The organism is Paenibacillus phytohabitans (assembly GCF_013141775.1).
Lineage (GTDB): Bacteria > Bacillota > Bacilli > Paenibacillales > Paenibacillaceae > Paenibacillus_AQ > Paenibacillus_AQ phytohabitans.
In genome coordinates this window covers 148,995-170,085 of sequence record NZ_WHOB01000037.1, presented here as the reverse complement: position 1 = coordinate 170,085, position 21,091 = coordinate 148,995, and the positions used below count along the sequence as shown (strand labels likewise).

The 21,091-nt window shown below is 47.4% G+C and carries 24 protein-coding genes and 1 tRNA gene; 18 read left to right on the top strand and 7 right to left on the bottom strand.

Going from position 1 to position 21,091, the window contains the following annotated elements:
- Positions 1–32 precede the first annotated feature (32 nt).
- The 5 genes from remB to dnaA form a co-directional block, all read right to left on the bottom strand.
- A complete protein-coding gene (remB, locus tag GC101_RS14215; RefSeq protein WP_039295738.1) occupies positions 33–281 on the bottom strand; it encodes an extracellular matrix regulator RemB in 249 nt (82 codons plus the stop codon).
- 16 nt (positions 282–297) lie between these two features.
- Positions 298–1,416, bottom strand: coding sequence for a DNA replication/repair protein RecF (recF, locus tag GC101_RS14210; RefSeq protein WP_039295741.1), 1,119 nt, complete (start codon positions 1,414–1,416; stop codon positions 298–300).
- A gap of 23 nt (positions 1,417–1,439) precedes the next feature.
- Positions 1,440–1,667 carry a S4 domain-containing protein YaaA gene (gene yaaA / locus GC101_RS14205; RefSeq protein WP_039295744.1) on the bottom strand — a complete coding sequence of 76 codons (228 nt, stop codon included), beginning with the start codon at positions 1,665–1,667 and terminating at the stop codon, positions 1,440–1,442.
- A gap of 46 nt (positions 1,668–1,713) precedes the next feature.
- The gene (gene dnaN / locus GC101_RS14200; protein WP_039295747.1) at positions 1,714–2,856 is read right to left on the bottom strand and encodes a DNA polymerase III subunit beta; all 1,143 of its coding nucleotides are present in this window, start codon (positions 2,854–2,856) and stop codon (positions 1,714–1,716) included.
- A 196-nt stretch (positions 2,857–3,052) separates the two neighbouring features.
- Complete coding sequence (dnaA, locus tag GC101_RS14195) at positions 3,053–4,399, bottom strand: chromosomal replication initiator protein DnaA (protein WP_039295750.1); 1,347 nt, start codon at positions 4,397–4,399, stop codon at positions 3,053–3,055.
- A 742-nt stretch (positions 4,400–5,141) separates the two neighbouring features.
- Here dnaA and rpmH point away from each other — a divergent pair.
- From rpmH to GC101_RS14135, 12 genes are all read left to right on the top strand, one after another.
- Positions 5,142–5,276: a 50S ribosomal protein L34 gene (gene rpmH / locus GC101_RS14190; RefSeq protein ID WP_039295761.1), complete on the top strand. Its 135-nt coding sequence runs from the start codon at positions 5,142–5,144 to the stop codon at positions 5,274–5,276.
- A 506-nt stretch (positions 5,277–5,782) separates the two neighbouring features.
- The gene (gene rnpA, locus GC101_RS14185; protein ID WP_042140607.1) at positions 5,783–6,133 is read left to right on the top strand and encodes a ribonuclease P protein component; all 351 of its coding nucleotides are present in this window, start codon (positions 5,783–5,785) and stop codon (positions 6,131–6,133) included.
- 86 nt (positions 6,134–6,219) lie between these two features.
- Positions 6,220–7,167 carry a YidC/Oxa1 family membrane protein insertase gene (locus GC101_RS14180; protein WP_042140606.1) on the top strand — a complete coding sequence of 316 codons (948 nt, stop codon included), beginning with the start codon at positions 6,220–6,222 and terminating at the stop codon, positions 7,165–7,167.
- Complete coding sequence (gene jag, locus GC101_RS14175; RefSeq protein ID WP_039295766.1) at positions 7,164–7,898, top strand: RNA-binding cell elongation regulator Jag/EloR; 735 nt, start codon at positions 7,164–7,166, stop codon at positions 7,896–7,898. Before GC101_RS14180 ends, jag begins: the two co-directional genes overlap by 4 nt.
- Positions 7,899–8,091: 193 nt before the next feature.
- Entirely contained in the window at positions 8,092–9,468 is a 1,377-nt protein-coding gene (mnmE, locus tag GC101_RS14170) for a tRNA uridine-5-carboxymethylaminomethyl(34) synthesis GTPase MnmE (RefSeq protein WP_171717770.1), read from the top strand.
- 15 nt (positions 9,469–9,483) lie between these two features.
- Positions 9,484–11,370: a tRNA uridine-5-carboxymethylaminomethyl(34) synthesis enzyme MnmG gene (gene mnmG, locus GC101_RS14165; RefSeq protein WP_171717769.1), complete on the top strand. Its 1,887-nt coding sequence runs from the start codon at positions 9,484–9,486 to the stop codon at positions 11,368–11,370.
- 3 nt (positions 11,371–11,373) lie between these two features.
- Positions 11,374–12,096, top strand: coding sequence for a 16S rRNA (guanine(527)-N(7))-methyltransferase RsmG (rsmG, locus tag GC101_RS14160; RefSeq protein WP_171717768.1), 723 nt, complete (start codon positions 11,374–11,376; stop codon positions 12,094–12,096).
- A 507-nt stretch (positions 12,097–12,603) separates the two neighbouring features.
- Complete coding sequence (noc, locus tag GC101_RS14155; RefSeq protein WP_039295780.1) at positions 12,604–13,419, top strand: nucleoid occlusion protein; 816 nt, start codon at positions 12,604–12,606, stop codon at positions 13,417–13,419.
- Between the two features lie 210 nt (positions 13,420–13,629).
- Complete coding sequence (locus tag GC101_RS14150; protein ID WP_042140602.1) at positions 13,630–14,391, top strand: ParA family protein; 762 nt, start codon at positions 13,630–13,632, stop codon at positions 14,389–14,391.
- A complete protein-coding gene (locus tag GC101_RS14145; RefSeq protein WP_042140601.1) occupies positions 14,384–15,226 on the top strand; it encodes a ParB/RepB/Spo0J family partition protein in 843 nt (280 codons plus the stop codon). Before GC101_RS14150 ends, GC101_RS14145 begins: the two co-directional genes overlap by 8 nt.
- 93 nt (positions 15,227–15,319) lie before the next feature.
- Complete coding sequence (locus GC101_RS14140; RefSeq protein WP_171717767.1) at positions 15,320–16,483, top strand: aminotransferase class V-fold PLP-dependent enzyme; 1,164 nt, start codon at positions 15,320–15,322, stop codon at positions 16,481–16,483.
- Positions 16,484–16,603: 120 nt separating this feature from the next.
- Positions 16,604–17,104 (top strand): DUF4446 family protein, encoded by a 501-nt coding sequence (locus tag GC101_RS14135; RefSeq protein ID WP_076243742.1) that lies wholly within the window; start codon positions 16,604–16,606, stop codon positions 17,102–17,104.
- Here GC101_RS14135 and yyaC read toward each other — a convergent pair.
- Complete coding sequence (gene yyaC, locus GC101_RS14130) at positions 17,076–17,684, bottom strand: spore protease YyaC (RefSeq protein ID WP_039295795.1); 609 nt, start codon at positions 17,682–17,684, stop codon at positions 17,076–17,078. The two genes, GC101_RS14135 and yyaC, sit on opposite strands and share 29 nt — an antisense overlap.
- A 104-nt stretch (positions 17,685–17,788) precedes the next feature.
- Between yyaC and GC101_RS14125 the strand changes: the two genes are divergently transcribed.
- The 4 genes from GC101_RS14125 (at position 17,789) to GC101_RS14110 (ending at position 19,476) form a co-directional block, all read left to right on the top strand.
- Positions 17,789–18,064, top strand: a complete 276-nt coding sequence (locus GC101_RS14125; RefSeq protein ID WP_171717766.1) for a putative Se/S carrier-like protein — start codon at positions 17,789–17,791, stop codon at positions 18,062–18,064.
- On the top strand, positions 18,057–19,097 hold the full coding sequence (locus tag GC101_RS14120; RefSeq protein WP_171717765.1) for a mechanosensitive ion channel family protein: 1,041 nt from the start codon (positions 18,057–18,059) through the stop codon (positions 19,095–19,097). The genes GC101_RS14125 and GC101_RS14120 overlap by 8 nt, the downstream gene beginning before the upstream one ends.
- Positions 19,097–19,309 carry a DUF951 domain-containing protein gene (locus tag GC101_RS14115; protein WP_039295799.1) on the top strand — a complete coding sequence of 71 codons (213 nt, stop codon included), beginning with the start codon at positions 19,097–19,099 and terminating at the stop codon, positions 19,307–19,309. The genes GC101_RS14120 and GC101_RS14115 overlap by 1 nt, the downstream gene beginning before the upstream one ends.
- A gap of 76 nt (positions 19,310–19,385) precedes the next feature.
- Positions 19,386–19,476, top strand: a tRNA-Ser gene (locus GC101_RS14110).
- A 351-nt stretch (positions 19,477–19,827) separates the two neighbouring features.
- Here the strand turns inward: GC101_RS14110 and GC101_RS14105 are convergent.
- Positions 19,828–20,025, bottom strand: coding sequence for a YjzC family protein (locus GC101_RS14105; RefSeq protein WP_039295806.1), 198 nt, complete (start codon positions 20,023–20,025; stop codon positions 19,828–19,830).
- A 220-nt stretch (positions 20,026–20,245) separates the two neighbouring features.
- Between GC101_RS14105 and rpsF the strand changes: the two genes are divergently transcribed.
- On the top strand, positions 20,246–20,530 hold the full coding sequence (gene rpsF / locus GC101_RS14100) for a 30S ribosomal protein S6 (protein ID WP_038598251.1): 285 nt from the start codon (positions 20,246–20,248) through the stop codon (positions 20,528–20,530).
- Positions 20,531–20,578: 48 nt separating this feature from the next.
- Complete coding sequence (gene ssb, locus GC101_RS14095; protein ID WP_039295814.1) at positions 20,579–21,088, top strand: single-stranded DNA-binding protein; 510 nt, start codon at positions 20,579–20,581, stop codon at positions 21,086–21,088.
- Positions 21,089–21,091: the final 3 nt, after the last annotated feature.

The window sequence follows — 21,091 nt, the reverse complement described above, 5'->3', positions numbered from 1 at the left end:
CTTTCAGATTATCTCCTGTAACTACCGAAACATTATATTTCTAACAAGATTTTGGCTCTTTTTTTGAGAGTGGAGGAGGAGATAGGGGAGTAGTAGACAGTATTCTTGGTGACGACAATAGACTTTGCTTCCTCTTCACCAATGCGCTCCAGCTTCTTATCCTGCTGGGAATGAGTCATAAATTGCTTCGACACCTTGGAGGACTTCTCAATCGATATATCAAATATAGCAATCAACTCTGAGGATCGAATAATTTTCTCTCCGCCCAAATGAATATACATGGTCTTCCTCCGCTCTTTATAGCTCCACTGTGCCGCCGTGCACATGATACAGGCTTGCGCCTTTTAATTTATCGGCATTCAGTCCCTCTACACCGGTGGCGGTGATGAAGGTCTGTACCTTGCTTTGAAAGGTTTCGATAAGCTGGGTCTGACGATAGGGATCAAGTTCGGACAAAACATCATCAAGAAGCAGCACAGGATACTCTCCGATCTCCTCATGGATCAGTTCAATTTCCGCCAGCTTGAGCGATAAAGCTGCCGTACGTTGCTGTCCCTGGGAACCGTAGACCTGAGCTTCTCTTCCGTTGATAAAAAAGGACAGGTCATCCCTATGGGGACCCGTCAGCGTCATGCCGCGCCTGATTTCCTGATCTCTTGTTTGTGATAACTTTAACATAAATTTGTCCAATAAGACAGCTTCATCTTCCTCTTCGCGCTCACCGAAAGAGGGGACATAGAGCAGTTTGAGCTCTTCTCCGCCGTTTGTAATGCCGCGATGGATGCTTTCTGCCCATATCTGCAGCTTCTTTATGAATTGTTTCCTTTTTTTGACGATTTTAACACCATGCTCTATAAGTTGCGCATCCCATATCTCCAGAAGCTCCTTGCCGGCAGCTTCTTTTCCCCATAGCTGCTTCAGCAGATTCCCTCTTTGGAGCAGCACCTTCTGGTATTGCTGCAGGTGAAACAGGTAGCTGGGCTGGACCTGGCCAATCTCCATGTCAAGGAACCGGCGCCTGATGCCCGGGGTGCCTTTGACAATCTCGAGATCCTCCGGAGCAAACATCACCACATTCAGTGAACCTACGAATTCACTAAGCCGGCGCTGCTCCAGTCCGTTAATTCTGGCTTTTTTGCCTTGGGGTGACAGGGTAAGCTCCAGCTTAAGATCACCGTATTTGCGCTCCACTTCGGCCACAATCTGTGCGGAACCTGCAGGAGCATCGAAGGATATGAGTTCCTTGTCCTTGGAGGTACGGTGGCTTTTGGTCATCGCCAGAACGAACAAAGCCTCCATGAGATTTGTTTTGCCTTGGGCGTTCTGACCGAGAATGAGGTTCACATCACCCAGGCTCTCCAGACGCAGCAGCCCATAGTTGCGGTAATACTGCAGACCGATATTTTTGACAAACAAGACCCTGTGCCTCCTTGGGTGTACTACTCTTTGACTCCGCCGCCTTCAACCTCGAATACGCCGTTATCCTGTACCTCTATCTTATCACCCGGGTAGAGCTTTCTGCCACGCCGTTCTTCTTTCTCCCCGTTCACTTGTACGTGCCCTTCCTGCAGCAGCGCTTTGGCCATGCCACCTGTGGATACACAATCCGCCAGCTTCAAAAACTGGTCCAGCTTGATATATCCACTGTGGATAACTATTTTTTTCATCTTTTTTGTCCTTTCCACCACTTATCCACAGGCCATGGACAGGGCATTAATTAGTTGTTCGGTAAGGCAGAATGACGTACAGGCTGCGGCTCTCGTCGAGCGGTCTGAGAATAATCGGACTCATCATGCCGGTGAAGGCAATCACGAGCTGCTCACTCTCCACAACCTTCAGCACATCGAGCATATATTTGGAGTTGAAGGAGATCCGCAAAGGCTCCCCTTTGAAATCAATTACTTCAAGTTCTTCCCGGACCTTACCCAGCTCTGATGAGCTGGAAGAAATCTCTACGTCGCCATTCTCAAGAGTCTGCATCCGGACGATGTTCGTTTTTTCTTCACGGGATAGCAAATAAGCGCGGTCAATCGATTCGCTGAGTTTTTTTGTATCAAGAGTTAGTTCTGTTTTGTAGGTGGTTGGAATAATTCTAGAAGTATCCGGATAAATTCCGTCCAGGATCCGCGAATAGAACAGCACTTTGTCGATTTTGAAGAGGACCTGGTTATCCGCAACGACAATATCCACCAGCATATTCTGATCCGGGATAATTTTGCTGAGCTCGTTCAGCGTTTTGCCGGCAATAACAATATTCGCAAACTGAACATTCTCTGTACCTTCCAGATGTGCTGCTCTTGTTGCCAGACGGTGGCGGTCGGTAGCCGTGAACTTGAACTCGTTATCGGCAAGATTCCAGAGAATACCCGTCAGAATTGGTGTTGTCTCTTGGGTAGAGATGGAGAACGCGGTTTGTTTAATCATATTCTTCAGCAAATCGCCTGGCATTGAGATGGTTTCATTCTCCTCAATGCTTGGCAGAACAGGGAATTCTTCAGGGTCCAGGCCAACAATCTGAATCTCCGTAGATCCGGAAGAGATATAGGTTTGAAAGCCCTCTTTGACTTCCATGTGAATTTCTTTGGAGGGAAGCTTCTTGATGATCTCGACAAAGAACTTGGCTGGAAGCACTACGCTGCCGGGCTGTTCCACTTTTACGATCGTATGGCTGTCATTCTCGGCAGGGATGAAGGATTGAATTGAGATATCCGTGTCGCTTGCCGTCAATGTTACTCCCTGGTGGCTAACCTCAAGCTTTATTCCGGTCAAAATAGGGATGGTTGTTCTGCTCGAGATCGCCTTGGAGACATGGCCTATAGATTCGTTGAGTTCATTTTTGAGAATGCTGATTTTCATGATTTCACTCCTAGCTGAAAAATTGGGAAATGGGTGTACGTTTGACCTCTTTGAAACCTGCTCTTAGAAGATGAATTATTATAGTTATTTAATAGTATTAGTAGTAGGGGCTCCGTTTATGTGGATAAGTCGCTAAACAGCATAAAATTAAGCCTACCCACATGTGTATAGATTGTGTATAGGCTCTTTGTTCCTCTTAGGAAGGATTTTTAATTTTCTCCGCAAGATTATTTACCACTTTATAGAGCTCCTGGTCCACCTTTAATTGCTGCGTAATCTTCTCATGGGCATGGATAACTGTCGTATGATCGCGCCCTCCGAAGGCTTCACCGATCTTGGGAAGCGAATAATCCGTTAATTCACGGGAGAGATACATGGCAATCTGCCTTGGAAAAGCAACAGCCTTCGTGCGTTTCCGCGCTTTGAAATCCTCCATGCGCAAATTGTAGTATTCGCCGACTTTTTGCTGAATATCATTCATGGTGATCATCTTCGGCCGGCTGGAGGGAATGATATCCTTCAGCGCTTCAGCTGCCAGATGCGTAGTCACATCCTGATTAGTCAGTGATGAATAGGCTACAACGCGGATCAGTGCACCCTCCAGCTCGCGGATATTCGTGTCGATCTGATTGGCGATATACATCATCGCTTCGTTCGGGATATCCAGGTTCTCCGCCTTGGCCTTCTTACGGAGAATCGCAATCCGTGTCTCCAGATCCGGAGGCTGAATATCGGTGATAAGTCCCCATTCAAACCGGGAACGCAGCCGTTCTTCCAGTGTGGGAATCTCCTTGGGAGGCCGGTCGCTTGAGATGATAATTTGCTTGCGTTCTTCATGAAGAGCATTGAACGTATGGAAAAATTCCTCCTGCGTTGACTCTTTGCCGGCCAGGAATTGAATATCGTCAATCAGCAAAATGTCAACACTGCGGTATTTGTTACGGAAGCTTTCGCCGCGGTTGTCACGGATGGAGTTGATGAATTCATTCGTAAACTTCTCGGACGAGATGTAGATAACCTTATTGTTAGGGTTATGCTCCAGCACATAGTGCCCGATGGCATGCATCAAGTGAGTCTTCCCGAGACCCACGCCTCCGTACAAAAACAAAGGATTGTAAGCTTTGGCGGGCGCTTCGGCTACAGCCAGTGAGGCTGCATGCGCAAAACGGTTGCCCGAACCGATCACGAACGTATCAAAAGTGTATTTGGGATTGAGCAAATGCGTCTGTGCTTCTTCGCGTGAAACTGCGGGAGTGGTCGCCATTTGTTGAACTATTGGCTCAGAGGGTTTGTTCTCTTCAATTACAAATTTGACGTCAACCTGTTGTCCGGTGACCTCATAAACCGTTGCTCCTACCAGTTTGGTGTAGCGACTTTCCAGCCATTCTACGGCAAAAGTTGTAGGCGCCGAGATAATAAGAGCCTGGTGGCTAAACGTTAAGGCCTTGGTAGCCTTAAACCAGGTATCAAAGCTCGGCTTGCTTAGTTTGGTTTGAATAATCGATAAAATTTGCTGCCATAATTCGGAAGTATGGCTGTCCACAGACTGTCACTCCTTTAAATCTTCCAAATGTGGCATCAGCCATGAAGTGGAAATGTCGAAGAAAATGGGTTGTTGCTGAATCTTATCCCCAATATGCAATATCAAGAGACAAAAAAATATGGATAAATTTGAATTGTTCACAACTTTATCCACAGCTTGTTGATAATATAGAGAACAAACAAATCTATTCACATTCAAAAGTAATACCATCATAGCAAAACCCCCCTTGTTTTTCAATGAGCCACGCTATTTTATCCACAAATTCAATCACTTGTGTATAATTTTTAGGAACACCACTACATATTGTTGATAAATTGTTTACCGTTCGACAGTTTCCGTCATGGCTTCGATATTTTTATACACAGGTTGTGCTCAGTTGTGAGCAGTCGACTATTTTTTTTGATCACAGGTGGATAACTATAATGTCCTGTGGATTACTTTTTGAGACAAAAGGGCTGTGGATAAGACGCAGAGGCCGAATTTTGGAGGGACGGAAGCAAACTGGGGATAGATAGACAGCAGCTGCTGAAGAGACCTGTGGAGAAATAAAAAAGAGGGAGGAAGGGGACAAGGTTGACTTTTGCCTTGATTATGTGTTTAAATATATAAAGGTGTTTTCTGTGAGGATATGTCTCCAAATTTAATTGATAATACTTGTAGATACTGTCCCTACTCTAAGGACGGCTTAGTCCGTTTCTGCTTATATGACAGTAATTAAGTTCCTGTAAGGGAGGTGCAATACATGAGACCGACGTTCAGACCGAATGTGAGCAAACGCAAAAAGGTGCATGGTTTCCGCAAAAGAATGAGCACGAAAAACGGCCGCAAAGTGCTGGCAGCCCGCCGCTTGAAAGGCAGAAAAGTTTTGAGTGCGTAAGTTAGGCCACTTAGGGACCACTGCGGTGGTCCTTTTTTAACAAGATGAGAATTCAATGGGGTCCCTATAAAGTACCTGAGTAATCATCGAAGCAAAGCCCCACTTTGTGGGGTTATTTTACATGGGATCCCCGCAAAAGTTACGGATCACGCTTCACTACAGAGCCGCACTTTGCGGGGCTTTTTTTGATTGTTATATAAGGAAGGAAGAGGATGCCCGGCATTTTTCCCTTCTATATATAGCGCAGAATTGGATGCATCTCCTCAGAGCGGGAGGACCACTGTTATTCTGCAACTGCAACAATAGAAGTTTGGCTCTGCAGAGGATGATAGCGCTACTGCGGGGCTTTTTTTGAAAGATGAAATTGTATACGCTTTGCATCATGAAGGAGCCTTATCTTTCCGCTGAAACAGATGCCGTTTATGGCATCCCCTGAATGACTATACTAATTAGAAGATGAAATTCCGGAGCTTACGCGAAATCCGGTATTTGAATAGGAGAGTCCCGTGCACAAAAGTCTACGATTACGAAACCGTGCCGACTTCAGCCGCGTATACCGCCATGGGAAGTCATTTGCGAATCATCAATATGTGGTGTACTGGTTTCCCAGAAAAGAGGTGGAGCGTTTCCGCGTAGGTATATCTGTCAGCAAGAAGGTTGGAAACGCCGTGGTACGCAACCGGATGAGGCGTCTGGTAAAGGAAATTGTCCGTCACCATGAGCCGGAAATTATCGGGGGTCTGGACATCGTGTTCATCGTAAGAAAAGGAGCTCTCTCCAAGGATTACGGCGAGCTCGAGAAAAGCGTGCTGCATGTGCTTCGCAAAGCCAAGCTGCTCAAGGCTTTGCACAAGTAAGAGGGGCACAGGGGGCTTGTTTATTTGTATCCATAATTATGTTATGATTTACGGTGCAATGGAATGTTTATGAGAGGGGTTTTGAAGTGTCTCTAATGAAGACTAAGCGAGGAAAAATGTTTCTTCTCCTCGGGTTAATGGTTCTAATGATTGCTGTTCTGTCGGGGTGTTCTCCGTCTGGGGCGGCATCAGTGACGCACACTACGGAAGATTTGAAAAATGGAGGCTTCTGGCAAAGTAATGTCGTCTATTATTTCGCCATTGCACTGGATACTTTCGCGAAGTGGTTTAATGGCCAGTACGGATTAGCCGTACTTGTAATGGTTATCATTGTGCGTACGTTAATTTTGCCGCTTACCATGAAACAGGTTAAGAGTTCACGTGCGATGCAGGCCATTCAACCGGAACTTGAGAAGATTAAGAAAAAATATAAAGATGAGCCCGAAAAGGTACAGCAGGAAACGATGCGCCTGTTCCAGGAGAACAAGGTAAATCCGATGGCAGGCTGTCTGCCGCTGATCGTGCAGATGCCGATCTTCATCGCCCTGTACAACTCGATCTATTACAACCCGGATCTTAGATTGCATGACTTCCTGTGGCTGCAGCTCGGCAAGCCCGATCACCTGTTCATTCTGCCGCTTCTTGCCGCTGCTACGACATTCATTCAGACCCGTATGATGACCAAAATGAACCCGGTACAACAGCAGGGTCCAATGCAGTTCATGATGATGGTATACCCGGTTCTAATTTTCATCATGTCCTACAACTTCCCGTCTGCTCTTCCGCTGTACTGGTTCTATAGCAATCTGTACACCATTATTCAGAACTACTTCTTGTACCGCAACAACGATAAACATAAAGCGGCTATTGCAGCTGCAAGTGCCACCGCTAACGCTACTGCGGGTAACGGCAAAGCCAAAGAAGTGAATTTGACGAAGAGCAAGAACAGCAACAATAACGCCCGCAAAGATGTTACTCCTGCTGCAAAAGGCAATAGCAGCAAAGGGAAGAAGGGGGTCAAAAAGTCAAAATGAGCAAAGTCGTCGCGACAGGGAAAACCATTGAAGAAGCTGTAGAACGGGGACTTAACCAGCTTGGAGTTCAGAAGGACCGGGTAACGGTCAACGTACTTGAACAGCCGTCAAAAGGATTCCTTGGATTGATCGGTGCGAAGGGAGCCAAGGTAGAATTGACCTTGATCTCTGAAGCCGCACCGGCATCAGCGGCGAGTGCTCCGCTACTGTCTCAGCAGTCAACAAGAGAGAGCAAACCAGAGGCGATCAGCGGCGTACCGCGCCAGGATTCCGGACAACCGGTGGAGGAAGCTTACCAACAGGCCGTTCATTTCATTGTGGATGTCGCCAAGAGCATGGGGCTCGAGGTGGAAGTTGAAATCGTTCATACCAAGGAATCAACTGTTCTGCAAATATCCGGTCCGGATCTCGGGCTGCTGATCGGCAGAAGAGGACAAACTCTCGATGCTCTGCAGTATTTGGCTAATATTGTTGCCAACCGCTATTCCGACAGCTTCATCCGCCTTGTGCTGGATGCGGAGAACTTCCGTGAACGCCGCAAGAAGACGCTTGAGGAATTGGCGGACCGGCTCGCGGGACGTGTAGTCCGGACCCGTAAAGAGGTTGTCCTGGAACCCATGTCCCCGCAGGAACGCAAGATTATTCATTCCAGATTACAAGATCACCGGCAGGTAAACACGCTTAGCAAGGGTGAAGAACCGAACCGCCGCGTCGTTATAACATTGAAGTAGATCTATATGCCGCAATGACTCCTTGACCTATGCGAGGAGTCATTGTTTTTTTGAAATATAACAATTTATATGGTTCGCGAAATATATTACCCTTATATTTCCCGCTGAAACGTGCCGTCCTTTGAAGGACGGCTTAACCGTTTCCACTTGAAGAGACAAATAAGAAAAGATCAAGCCAGAGGTGAATAACAACATGCTTAGTGATACTATTGCTGCTGTATCGACGGCTCTGGGCGAGGGCGGAATTGCCATCATCCGGGTTAGCGGACCGCAGGCTATCAGCCAGGTTGCTCCATTGTTCAAAAGCCGTATCCCCCTTACGGAAGCTGAATCCCATACTGTGCATTATGGACATATTGTAAGTCCGCTGGATGGGGAGCGGATGGAAGAAGTGCTGGTTACGGTCATGAAGGGACCGCGTTCTTTTACAACGGAAGATGTAGTGGAGATCAGTGCCCATGGCGGCGTAATCTCTGTAAGAAGAGTGATGGACCTGCTGCTGCAGCAGGATATCCGGCTGGCTGAGCCGGGGGAATTCACCAAACGTGCTTTTCTGGGCGGGCGGATTGACCTTTCCCAGGCGGAAGCTGTAATCGATCTGATTCGTTCCAAGTCGGACCGTGCCTTCTCGGTTGCGCTTAAGCAGGTTAGCGGTTCTCTATCCGCACGGATTCATGAGCTTCGGCACACTCTTATTGAGATGCTGGCTCATATTGAAGTGAACATTGATTATCCGGAACATGATGTGGAATCCTTAACAGCCGATTTCATCAAGGACAAGAGTCAAGAGGTTATGGAAGGCATTAACAAGCTGCTTCGTACAGCTAATGAAGGAAAGATTCTGCGCGAAGGGATTACAACAGCAATTGTAGGCCGGCCCAATGTCGGCAAATCCTCCCTGCTTAACGCACTTGCCCGCGACAACAAGGCGATTGTAACCGATATTCCGGGAACAACGCGTGATGTAATAGAAGAGTATGTAACGATTAATAATATCCCGCTGAAGCTGCTGGACACTGCCGGTATCCGTGAAACGATGGATGTGGTAGAAAGAATCGGTGTGGAACGTTCGAAGGCGGCTTTTAGTGATGCGGATCTGATTCTTCTGGTGCTGAATGCCAATGATGAGCTGCATGAGGATGAACTGGCACTTATGGAACAAATCCACGGTAGACAAGCCTTGGTCATCATGAATAAAATGGACTTACCGTCCCGTCTGGATACGGATAAGCTGCGCTCCTTTTTTGACGAGTCGAGCATTGTACCGATGTCTGTGCTGGAAGAGGAAGGACTGGATAAACTGGAAGAGGCGATCTCGGCACTCTTTTTCGGAGGCAAGCTGGAGTCAGGTGATTTGACTTACGTAAGTAATGTAAGACATATTGGCCTGCTGAAGAAGGCGCATAAATCACTTCAGGATGCCTACGAAGCTGCGGAGATGCTTATTCCTATAGATATGATACAGATTGATGTGCGTCTGGCTTGGGAGCAGCTCGGTGAGATTGTTGGAGATACGGCTGCGGATTCTCTGCTTGATCAGATTTTCTCGCAGTTCTGCTTAGGCAAATAAAAGGAGGGAACAGTTATGAATTATGATGGAGGCAGCTATGATGTTGTCGTCATAGGCGCCGGACATGCCGGCTGTGAAGCGGCTCTGGCTGCTGCACGGATGGGCTGCCGCACACTGATGATCACGATTAACCTGGATATGGTGGCCTTCATGCCATGTAATCCATCCATTGGCGGACCCGCCAAGGGCCATGTAGTGCGTGAAATTGATGCGCTGGGCGGGGAAATGGGCCGCAATATAGATAAGACTTTCATTCAGCTTCGGATGCTTAATACCGGGAAAGGACCTGCTGTCCATGCACTTCGTGCACAGGCAGACAAGTTCCTTTATCAGCATGCGATGAAGGAAACGATGGAAAAGACACCTAACCTGACCCTGCGCCAGGGTATGGTGGAAGAACTGATTGTTGAGGACGGCCGCTGCACCGGGGTCATTACGAAGACCGGAACCGTATATCACAGCAAAACTGTTATCCTGACGACTGGAACCTATCTGCGCGGCAAAGTAATTATGGGTGAACTGACTTATGAGAGCGGGCCAAACAATCAGCAGCCGTCCGTACGGTTGTCGGAGAATTTGCGTGAGCTTGGATTCGATCTTGTCCGCTTTAAGACAGGAACTCCGCCGCGTGTGCATAGGGATACGATTGATTTCTCCAAGACAGAAATCCAGCCGGGCGACGATAAACCGAAATTTTTCTCTTTTGAAACCAAGTCATCAGATAATGAACAGCTGCCTTGCTGGCTGACTTACACATCACCGGTCACACATCAGATTATTAATGACAACCTGCACCGGGCACCGATGTTTACCGGAATTATTGAAGGAACAGGTCCTCGCTATTGTCCATCGATCGAAGATAAGGTCGTGCGTTTCAGCGATAAATCGCAGCATCAAATCTTCCTTGAACCTGAAGGCAAAAACACATCGGAATACTATGTACAAGGTCTGTCCACAAGTCTCCCTGAGGATGTACAACTGGCAGTGCTGCGTTCCATTCCCGGTATGGAAAAGGTTGAAATGATGCGTAACGGCTATGCCATTGAATATGATGCGATGGTTCCAACACAGCTCTGGCCTTCCCTTGAAACCAAACGGTTGCCGGGACTGTTCACAGCCGGACAAATCAATGGCACCTCCGGTTATGAGGAAGCTGCAGGGCAGGGTGTAATTGCAGGCATTAACGCAGCGCGTAAAGTACAGGAGAAGGAGCCCGTGGTGCTTGACCGGTCCCAAGGTTACATCGGTGTTCTGATTGATGATCTCGTCACCAAGGGAACCAATGAACCTTATCGTCTGCTGACTTCGCGTGCGGAATACCGCCTGCTGCTCCGTCATGATAATGCGGACCTGCGCCTGACTCCAATCGGTTATGAAATCGGACTTATTCCAGAGCAACGGTATGAGGCATTCCTTGATAAAAAAGGACGGGTGGACCGTGAAATCATCCGCCTGCAGGAAACGAAGGTTAAACCTGTTCAGGTGAATGAGGCCCTTGCTGGTTATGAATCGGCACCTATTGTTGACGGAAGCAATCTGCTGACCTTAATGCGCCGTCCGGAGCTTACTTACAGCTTCGTAGATATGATATCGCCTGCTCCGGAAGAGTTGGACGAAGATATGAAGGAACAGGTTGAGATTCAGATAAAGTATGCCGGATATATTGAGAAACAGCTCCAGCATGTTGAGAAGTTGCAGAAGATGGAGAAGAAGAAGATTCCTGATGATATCAACTACAATGAGATTCATGGACTTGCGATGGAAGCCCGGCAAAAGCTGACCAAAATCGCACCCATCTCCATCGGGCAGGCTTCGCGCATCGGAGGAGTAACACCGGCGGATATCTCGATTTTGCTGGTACATTTGGAGCATTATAACCGTGTGACAGCGGCGAAAGGATAATCTATGGATAATACGGCAGCCCAGTTCACCGCTCTGCTCAAAGAGCGCGGACTACAGCTCTCAACGAAGCAATTAGAACAATTCGAACTATACTTCCAGGAATTGATTTCCTGGAATGAAAAGATGAACCTTACAGGTATTACGGAAAGAAGTCAGGTGTATACGAAGCATTTCTACGACTCTCTATCTCTGGCTTTCTATCTGAATATGGATGAAACCAAGAGTCTTGCTGATATCGGATCGGGTGCAGGGTTTCCTGGAATCCCGCTGAAGATTTGTTTCCCGCATCTGAAGCTGACAATTGTAGACTCACTCAGCAAACGGATCTCCTTTCTGCAGCATGTATGTGACACCTTGGGCCTGACTGGTGTACAACTGATCCACGGACGTGCAGAGGATGTCGCCAGACAGTTTGTCCACCGTGATGCTTATGATGTGGTGACTGCACGTGCAGTTGCCCGCCTATCTCTTTTGAATGAATTTTGTCTTCCGTTTACACGCAAGGATGGAATCTTCGCCGCAATGAAGGGGAGCGACCCGGCTGAGGAATTGGCAGAAGCCAAACGCAGCTTCAAGGAACTTCGTGCTGAGCTGCAGAAGGTAGAATCCTTCAGCTTGCCTGTAGAAGAATCCGCCCGGCATATTATTCTCGTACGTAAGACAGGGGCAACACCGGCAAAGTATCCGCGTAAGCCAGGCGTGCCAGCAAAGTCGCCCCTTGTATAATTGTTTCACGTGAAACAATCAAAATCATATTTGCGAAATTAGATCAAGCTCATGCAGAATGAGCTTGATCTTTTTTAATGAGATTTGTGATAGATGCCCAAGCATCAACGGCATTTTCACCAGTGCCGTAACATATTACCTCAAGACTGGCCCCTATGGAGTTTATTTGTGAATAAGAGGACCCGGGGGGACCTTTAGGCAGGAAAAATAGGTCTATATGGAGAATAGGATTATGAGCAGAAAAGTGATAGAATACTATAGTAAGACTTTTTATAGAGAAGACTCGTCTGCTACTCTGTTACTACCCTGGTTGCAGAGAACCGAAGGTCAGAAATATGGCCAGGCTGTTCTTGAATTAAAGAGCTGATCAGCGATCTGATTCATTCTTTAATTGTAAGGAAAGCGACTATGAATAGGATAGATGCTTTTCTCACGCTGTACGATAGGCTTTTCGTAAGAAAGGTTAGAAGGATCGTACTATAACGAAATTAGGTGGTTATGAACGGAATGAAAGAACAATTCACCAAGCTTTTTGGATTTACCGAGCGGAGCAGCGGAGAAGAGATCAAACAAATCCCGGTTCATGAGGTCATCAGCAGTCCATATCAACCACGGACGATTTTTGATGATGACAAGATAGATGAGCTATGCCAGACTATCAAAACTCATGGAGTTATCCAGCCGATCGTTGTGCGTATGCGTGATTCCCAGTATGAAATCATTGCCGGTGAAAGACGCTGGCGGGCGGTCAAAAAGCTGGGCATGGAGACTATTCCAGCTCTTGTACGCGAATTCAATGATTCACAAGCAGCTTCAATTGCACTGATAGAGAATTTGCAGCGTGAGGGTCTGACTTCTATTGAAGAGGCAATCGCCTATCAGAAGCTGATTGATCTGCATCAATTGACGCAAGAGAGTCTGGCCCAAAGGCTTGGTAAAAGCCAGTCAACGATTGCCAACAAAATTCGCTTGCTGAATTTACCGGAGGCAGTCAAAGTTGCACTGATGGAAAGAAAGATCACTGAGCGTCATGCGCGTTCGCTTTTGTCTCTGGACAGTGAAGAGATGCAGATGAAGGTGCTGGCTGAGATTATCTCCAAAGAGCTCAATGTGAAGCAAACAGAAGCACGTATTGCATTCTATAAAGCCGTTACACAGACAAAGAAATCAAAACGGGTATCCTATACAAAAGATGTTCGTCTCGCCCTTAATACAATACGCCAATCCATAGACATGGTGTCCGGTTCGGGGATGGAAATCAAGACCTCCGAGAATGACCGTGGCGATCATTATGAGATTGTTATTCAAATCCCAAAAAGATAAATGGTTTCAAAAGCTGAAGGCGGCCCTGAGGTGATTGGCCGCCTTTTCTATGACTAGCTCCAGACGTTATCACACATACACTTTATGGATAAGTTAATGTATATTTGTCTACACTTCCCGCACATGTGATGCCGTAGTATACAAATCATTATGCCAATACAACTCATGACCTTACAAGATGATTCTTTCTAACAATTCGAGGTGAAATAAGTGTCCAAGATTATTGCCATAGCAAATCAAAAAGGCGGGGTCGGTAAAACAACAACCTCTGTAAACCTGGGTGCCGGCATGGCTACTTTGGGGAAAAGAGTGCTGCTTGTTGATATTGATCCGCAAGGCAACACTACGAGCGGCGTTGGCGTCAACAAAGCGGATGTAGCAAATTGCATTTATGATATTCTTATTAATGAAGCAAACCCGCAGGAAACGATATTGGAGACCCAAATCGAAGGCCTTCATATCATACCGGCGACTATTCAATTAGCGGGTGCGGAAATTGAATTAGTCTCTACCATATCCAGAGAACTAAAGCTGAAGAAGGCTCTAAATGCGGTCAAGGCGAATTATGATTACATCATCATCGATTGCCCTCCATCATTGGGTATTCTTACCATTAACTCTCTGACAGCAGCGGATTCAGTCATTATACCGATTCAATGTGAATACTACGCGCTTGAAGGGCTAAGCCAACTGCTTAACACCGTAAGACTGGTGCAGAAGAATCTTAACCCTCACCTTAAGATAGAGGGGGTACTGCTCACTATGCTTGATGCCCGGACCAATCTGGGGATTCAGGTGATTGAAGAAGTGAAAAAGTACTTCCAGGAAAAGGTATATAGAACCATTATTCCGCGTAATGTCCGCCTGAGTGAAGCTCCTTCACACGGACAATCCATTATTACTTATGATTCCCGTTCCAAAGGAGCGGAAGTGTATTTAGAGTTGGCAAAGGAAGTGATTTCTTATGAGTAAGCGCCTAGGCAAAGGCTTGGATGCTTTAATACCTTCTTTATCCATTAACGAGGATGACAAGGTTGTAGAAATACCCTTGTCGCAGTTAAGAGCCAATCCGTATCAGCCGCGTAAAGATTTCAACGAAGAAGCTATTCAGGAGCTGGCTGAATCTATCAGACAGCACGGGGTCATTCAACCAATCATTGTCCGCAGTGTATTGAAGGGTTATGAGATCATTGCCGGTGAACGCCGGTTCCGTGCATCCCAGTATTGCGGCAAAGCAACGATCCCTGCGGTAGTCCGCAGCTTAAGCGACCAGCAGGTTATGGAGATTGCCCTGATTGAAAACCTGCAGCGTGAGAATCTAAACGCAATGGAAATTGCGGTTGCATATCAAGGGCTAATGGATCAATTTGCTCTTACCCAAGAAGAGCTATCACTGAAGGTGGGGAAGTCCAGATCCCATATTGCCAACTTCCTGCGGCTGCTTAGTCTGCCGGAGGAAGTGAAGGATTATGTTTCACGTGGAACAATTTCTATGGGTCATGCCCGGGCAATTGTAGCGCTGAAAGATCCGGAGACGATAAAGCAATTAGCCGAACAGTGTGTGGAACAGCAGTGGAGTGTGAGAGAATTGGAAGAGGTAGTGAAAAACCTCGACCGCAAACCTGCGAATGGGATCAAAGCTAAGGTGGTCAAACGCGATCCTTATATTGATAACGTTGAGGAAGTATTGCGGGAACGGTTCAAAACAACCGTTAAGATTAAGCAAGGTAAGGAAAAAGGTAAAATAGAATTAAATTATTACAGTGCCCAAGACCTGGAAAGATTGCTGGAGTTGCTCGGGAACTGATTTGGATATTTGTGCCGAAAACATATCCTGAGATATCCCTAAAACGGATATGGAGGGATATGTTTTTTAAACGGAAAATAGTGAGGTGAAGAGATGGAGAGACTGGTTTATCTGGATCATGCAGCAACCTCGTGGCCTAAGCCGCCTGCAGTGGCTGCTGCAATGATGGATGCTCTGGAGCATTCCGGGGCAAATGCCGGACGCGGTAACCACTCGCTGGCGATAGGTACAGGGCGCGTGCTGGTGCGGGCGCGGGCTTTGCTGGCTCAACTGTTCGCAGTCTCCAATGCTCAGAATATTGCCTTTACCCATAACACAACCATGGGGCTAAATATGGCTATTAAGGGTACACTTCAACCAGGGGATCATGTGATTTCAACGATGACAGAACATAACTCTGTACGCAGACCCTTAGAGTATTTACGCCGGACAATAGGTATTGAAGTAGATTATTTACAGGTGGATGGTGAGGGGCAGGTTGATCTGCTAGAACTTCAAAATTCGTTCCGCCACAATACCAGAATGGTGGTTTGTAATCATAGCTCCAATCTGCTCGGGAGTATACTTCCTCTTGGGGTTATCGGCGATATAGTCAAATCACACGGAGCTGTATTTCTGGTGGATGCTGCTCAGAGTGCGGGCTCACTAGATATAAATGTGCCGGAAATGAATATCGATCTGCTGGCTTTTCCAGGGCACAAAGGGTTGTTAGGACCTCAAGGGACCGGGGGGCTGTATATATCGCCACACTTAGATCTGGAGCCTCTGATGCACGGCGGAACAGGCAGCCAGTCGGAAAATAGTGATCAGCCCGTGGTGCGGCCTGACCGCTATGAAGCGGGCACTCAGAACGCCGTTGGTGTAGCCGGGCTGCTGGCGGGTGTGAAGGAAATACTGGCCATGGGAACGGAACGGATTCATATGCAGGAGTGGGAGCTGACGCAGAGGCTGATGGAAGGCTTGGCCGTTATCCCGGGGATTAGGATTCTCGGCCCTGGCCTGGGCATTCAGCGCAGTGGAATTGTAGCGTTTGTAGTGGAGGGACAAGAGTCAGCGGATATTGCCCATCGCCTGGACCGTGAATATAACATTGCAGTGCGTGCAGGCATGCATTGTACGCCGCTGGCCCATAAAGCCGCAGACACTTTGGAGAGTGGAGCGGTGAGGGCGAGTGTTGGTGTAAGCTCGACAGAAGAGGATGTTAACAGATTGCTGGATGCGATGGCCGAAATGTATGGTGCTTCACGAACAAGATAACAAGTGGACATGGCTTTGGCGTCCTTTTTAAAGGACGGTACCGTTCGGCGGGAAATAGAAGGATAAGCTATCATGTGAAACCTGATGAATTTTTATATTTAGACAAAGGATGGTCCATATATGTCGGAATTAAATGAAGTAATAAGTGAACAGCTGTCGGTGTTCATTATGGGTTTTGCAGTGATAATTATTCTGCTGGCAATTGTTCTAATTATTCAAGGTGCCAAGATCCGCAAGATGCGGCGCAGATACGAAGCGATGATGACCGGGAACGGCATTGAGGATCTGGAGAGCCTGCTGGTAAACCTGAAGAACCAGGGAGATATGCTGGAGGATGGTCAGCGTGAGCATAAGGCAATGATTGAAGCCGCACAAGCCAAAATGCGGGGGATGAAGTCCAAGGTAGCCATGAAACGCTATAATGCCTTTGGAGAGCGCGGCAATGATCTGAGCTTCTCGCTTGCCATTCTGGATGACAACCATAGCGGAATTGTGCTGAGCAGTCTGCACAACCGCGAGAACTCATATATATACTCCAAACCGCTTGAAAAGGGAGAGTCGCAGTATCCCCTGTCTCCAGAGGAGAAGGAAGTTATTGCTCTCGCGCTGCAGCAGATCTAGCATGAAGGTTCCATTGCTTAAGTGCGGAGTATAGGCTGGAAGCAATGATATCGGATAATCTCATTACAAGGCTTAATCTCGTATTCTGCAGTACAAAATACTCCATGAAGCCGCCGACATTCACAATGCCTGTCAAATGGATATCACCTACTGGCGGGAGTTGCTTGTTGACCCCTGCTCCCGGCCGGAGGGGGCCGTCTACGACCTGGATGCAGCCAACGCTTGTTGACTGGCCCAGACAGGCATCAATTCCGATGATGAACGGGTTAGGGTGTTTCTGATAAATGAGGGAGAGAGTCTCCTCCAGGTTAACAGCATGAACTGGCTCGTCCAGCGTTCCGTAGAGATGGAATAAGGGGCTATGGAAGCGGGCAAGCGCAGTGCCGACCAGCGGCCCAAGTGAATCACCGGTAGAGCGGTCTGTGCCTACACAGACAATAACAATGGGTGTATCTGTACGTGTGCGTGAAAAGTGGAAAAGAAGCCGATGAGTAATCGCAGAATAGATATCGGGATCAGCATGTGATATTTTTAAACAGGATGGTTCTTGCAGGGATGAAGCTTTAGAAGAGAAATTCATATGATCTTCCTTTCTGTTCTGATGATCCTAGTATATGGATGAAAGTGGCTTTTTATACTATGGCGGCAATAGATAGGACGAATAGCCCAGAGGAGGCGCGGAGTGTGGAGGATGAACTGCTAATAGCCTTTGATTCGACCCAGCAGGCGCTGCGCGCTGAGATGCTGCTGGAATATGCGGAGATTGAAATTGATATATTTCCTACACCCAAGGAGATTACAGCCGGTTGCGCCATGTCGATCCAATTCTACCGGAATGCATTGGAAGAGGTGCGGGTCATTGTGGCGGAGCAGAATGTAGAGATACGCGGGATCTTTGCCAAATCAAGTGATGGTATTGGATATGTGGAGGTTGTGAAGAAGGAGGAGCTAGATGAATAACTGGATGCTGGAAGTGACAACACCGAGCGAGGCAGTCGAAGAAGCGGTCCGCTTTAAGGATAGAATATGGGAATGGGTAACCAATGCAGATATGTGGGCTACCGTGCTGTTTTCCGGGGTGCAGATTCTGCTGCTTTTTCTTGTGACCCGGGTGATTATTAAGGTAGTCTCAGGTGTTATCGACCGTTCCCTGGAGAGGGAGACGCGGGGAAGGCGCTTAGCGAATAACCGCCGATTCTCAACAGTAGGCGGACTTATGAAAAATGTGGTTGCCTTCATATGTAACTTTGTCATGATTATGATGATTCTGTCTGTATTCCAATTCGATCTGAAACCGCTGCTGGCCGGGGCCGGAGTTGTGGGGCTGGCGATAGGGTTCGGCGCACAAAGTTTGGTCAAAGATGTAATTACCGGTTTCTTCATCATCTTCGAGGATCAATTTGCAGTAGGCGATGTCATCCAGAGTGGAACCTATAAAGGTACGGTAGAAATGATTGGCCTGAGAACGACCCGGCTGCTGAGTGCGACAGGGGAAGTGCATATCATACCGAATGGCACGATTGTAAACGTTACGAATTATTCGCTGGCTAATGCCCTGGCGGTGGTGGATGTGCCTGTCAAAATAGAGCGGGGTTTAGAAGCAACACTTGCACTGATTGGAGAAGCGCTTAAGGGGATAGAGGAACGGAACCCCAGTGTAATTGACTATCCCAATGTGCTGGGTATTCAGTCGATGAGTACTTCGGAGTATGTAATCCGGGTGGCGGCTAATTGCATGCCTAACGCCAGAGATTCCGCAGAGCGGCAGATTCAGAGTGATATTAAGCAGGCCCTGGAGCAGCAAAGCGCTTTGGAAGCAGCCAAGGCAGAGCAGGAGGCTCGTGTGCAGGCAGACAGGGAGGCAAGGGAGGCTGAAGCGGCTCAAGAGGAGGAACTCTCTGAGAGCGCCCGTAGAGCCCGTGAGGAGCAGCAGGCAAGTCCGAGAAGACAGATAGCTGCTGCGCAAGAGGGAGAGGAAGGGGAAGAAGAATAATGGAACGCAAAGTATTCGGGCTGGGTGATATTGTACAGATGAAGAAGCCGCATCCCTGCGGAACGAACGAGATGGAGATTATCCGTATGGGAATGGATATCCGGATTAAATGTACCGGCTGTCAGCATAGCGTCCTAATCCCCCGTGCTAAATTCGAAAAAAACATGAAGAAGGTTCTTCATTCTGCTGAGAGCGGAGCCGAAAACAATTAAGCTTGCAGCAGAGGTAAAGCGCTAGTGCAAATAGCTTGCAATTGTAACTTTGGCATGATACAATAATTCTTGCTGCGGAGAGGTACCCAAGAGGCCCAAGGGGGCTGACTCGAAATCAGTTAGGCGTGTCACAGCGTGCGTGGGTTCGAATCCCACCCTCTCCGCCACTTCAGCATTATATACATTAAATACTATCCCTTCGTTCTGGTGACGAAGGTTTTTTTATTTCTGCATGAAGACATACAAAAAGAGAGACCTGCAAAGGTCTCTCTCCAGAGGCAGTACATCAATGATGTTTGGAAATCTCTGTCTGTAGCCGCTAAAGTGAAACAGGTTGTGCCAGGCTGCTTTTTTTAGGAACGGCCTTTACTCTCCCCGGGTTACAATAGTTGCTGATTCAGAATCCCTGTGATTGTGTTCGTCTACGACGTTCAACGGAACCACACCTCTCTTTTGTACTGCCTGAGTATAGTATGTGCAGCCGGACAGGTTTTATACATGCGATGCGATTGGTTATTTTAATGCACGCGTGCTTTCTCGACCTTTTTCCACTTGCGGTTCTGATTGGAGGTCTCAGGAAACGTGTCGCCCTTCTCCATTTCAATCCGCTTGGGATTCTGGATCTCGGTATGGAAGCTGCGCGCTTCGCCTACTTCTGTATAAACCCCCGGATTGGGGGCTTTATCGCCCTTTTCGTACTCTGTTTTCTCGCCCATAGTATGATAAGCCTCCTTCTGTAAAGTGGTGGAGCGGTTATATTGTGGCCTTGCAGAGACATCTTCATGTAATTAATATCGGTCCATGATCTGGTGCGTATGAATAAAGCTTGCATTCATCAGTGGGATTTGGTATATTGATTTGGTGCGAGTCTATGTTTGTGCTCGTTCCTTGCTCCTGACGTGATCAGGGGCCTCAGACCATAAGGAGGTGAAAATTATGCGCAAATATGAAGTCATGTACATTATTCGTCCTGACATTGAACAAGAAGCTGTTCAAGCAGCAGTCGAAAAATTCCAAGGCATCATCTCCAACGGCGGAGAAATTACAAAGCACGATGTGCAAGGTAAACGCCGTCTTGCGTATGAGATCAAGAAATTCCGTGATGGCGTTTATGTTTTGGTTAACTTCAATGCAGAACCTGCAGTAGTTACCGAATTGGAACGTCTCATGAAGATTTCCGACGAAGTAATTCGTTATCTCATTACGAACGACGTTGCCTAAGATATTGACAAGCTTTGTAACGAATCGCGCTATAAGGAGGGGATTGAATTGTTGAACCGTATCATTCTGATCGGTCGGTTGACCCGTGACCCGGAACTTCGTTATACTCCCGCTGGTGTTGCCGTAACGCAGTTTACGCTTGCCGTAGACCGCAACTTTACGGGCCAGAACGGTGAACGCGAAGCGGACTTTATCCCGGTAGTAACCTGGAGACAGCTGGCTGAGACCTGTGCCAATTACTTGCGCAAAGGACGACTGGCAGCCGTAGAAGGACGCATCCAAGTACGGAATTACGAGAATAATGAAGGTAAACGTGTATACGTCACTGAAGTTATTGCTGATAATGTCCGATTCCTGGAATCCTCGCAGAACCGTGAAGGCGGAAATGCACCAAGTGGTGGAAGTACTCCCGAAGAGCCTGCCTTTGGTGGCGGCGGTAACGGCGGTAACAGTGCACGCGGAAATAACAACAATTTCTCGCGTAACAACAATACTCAAGATCCTTTTTCAGGCGATGGAAAACCGATCGATATATCGGACGATGATTTGCCATTTTAATAA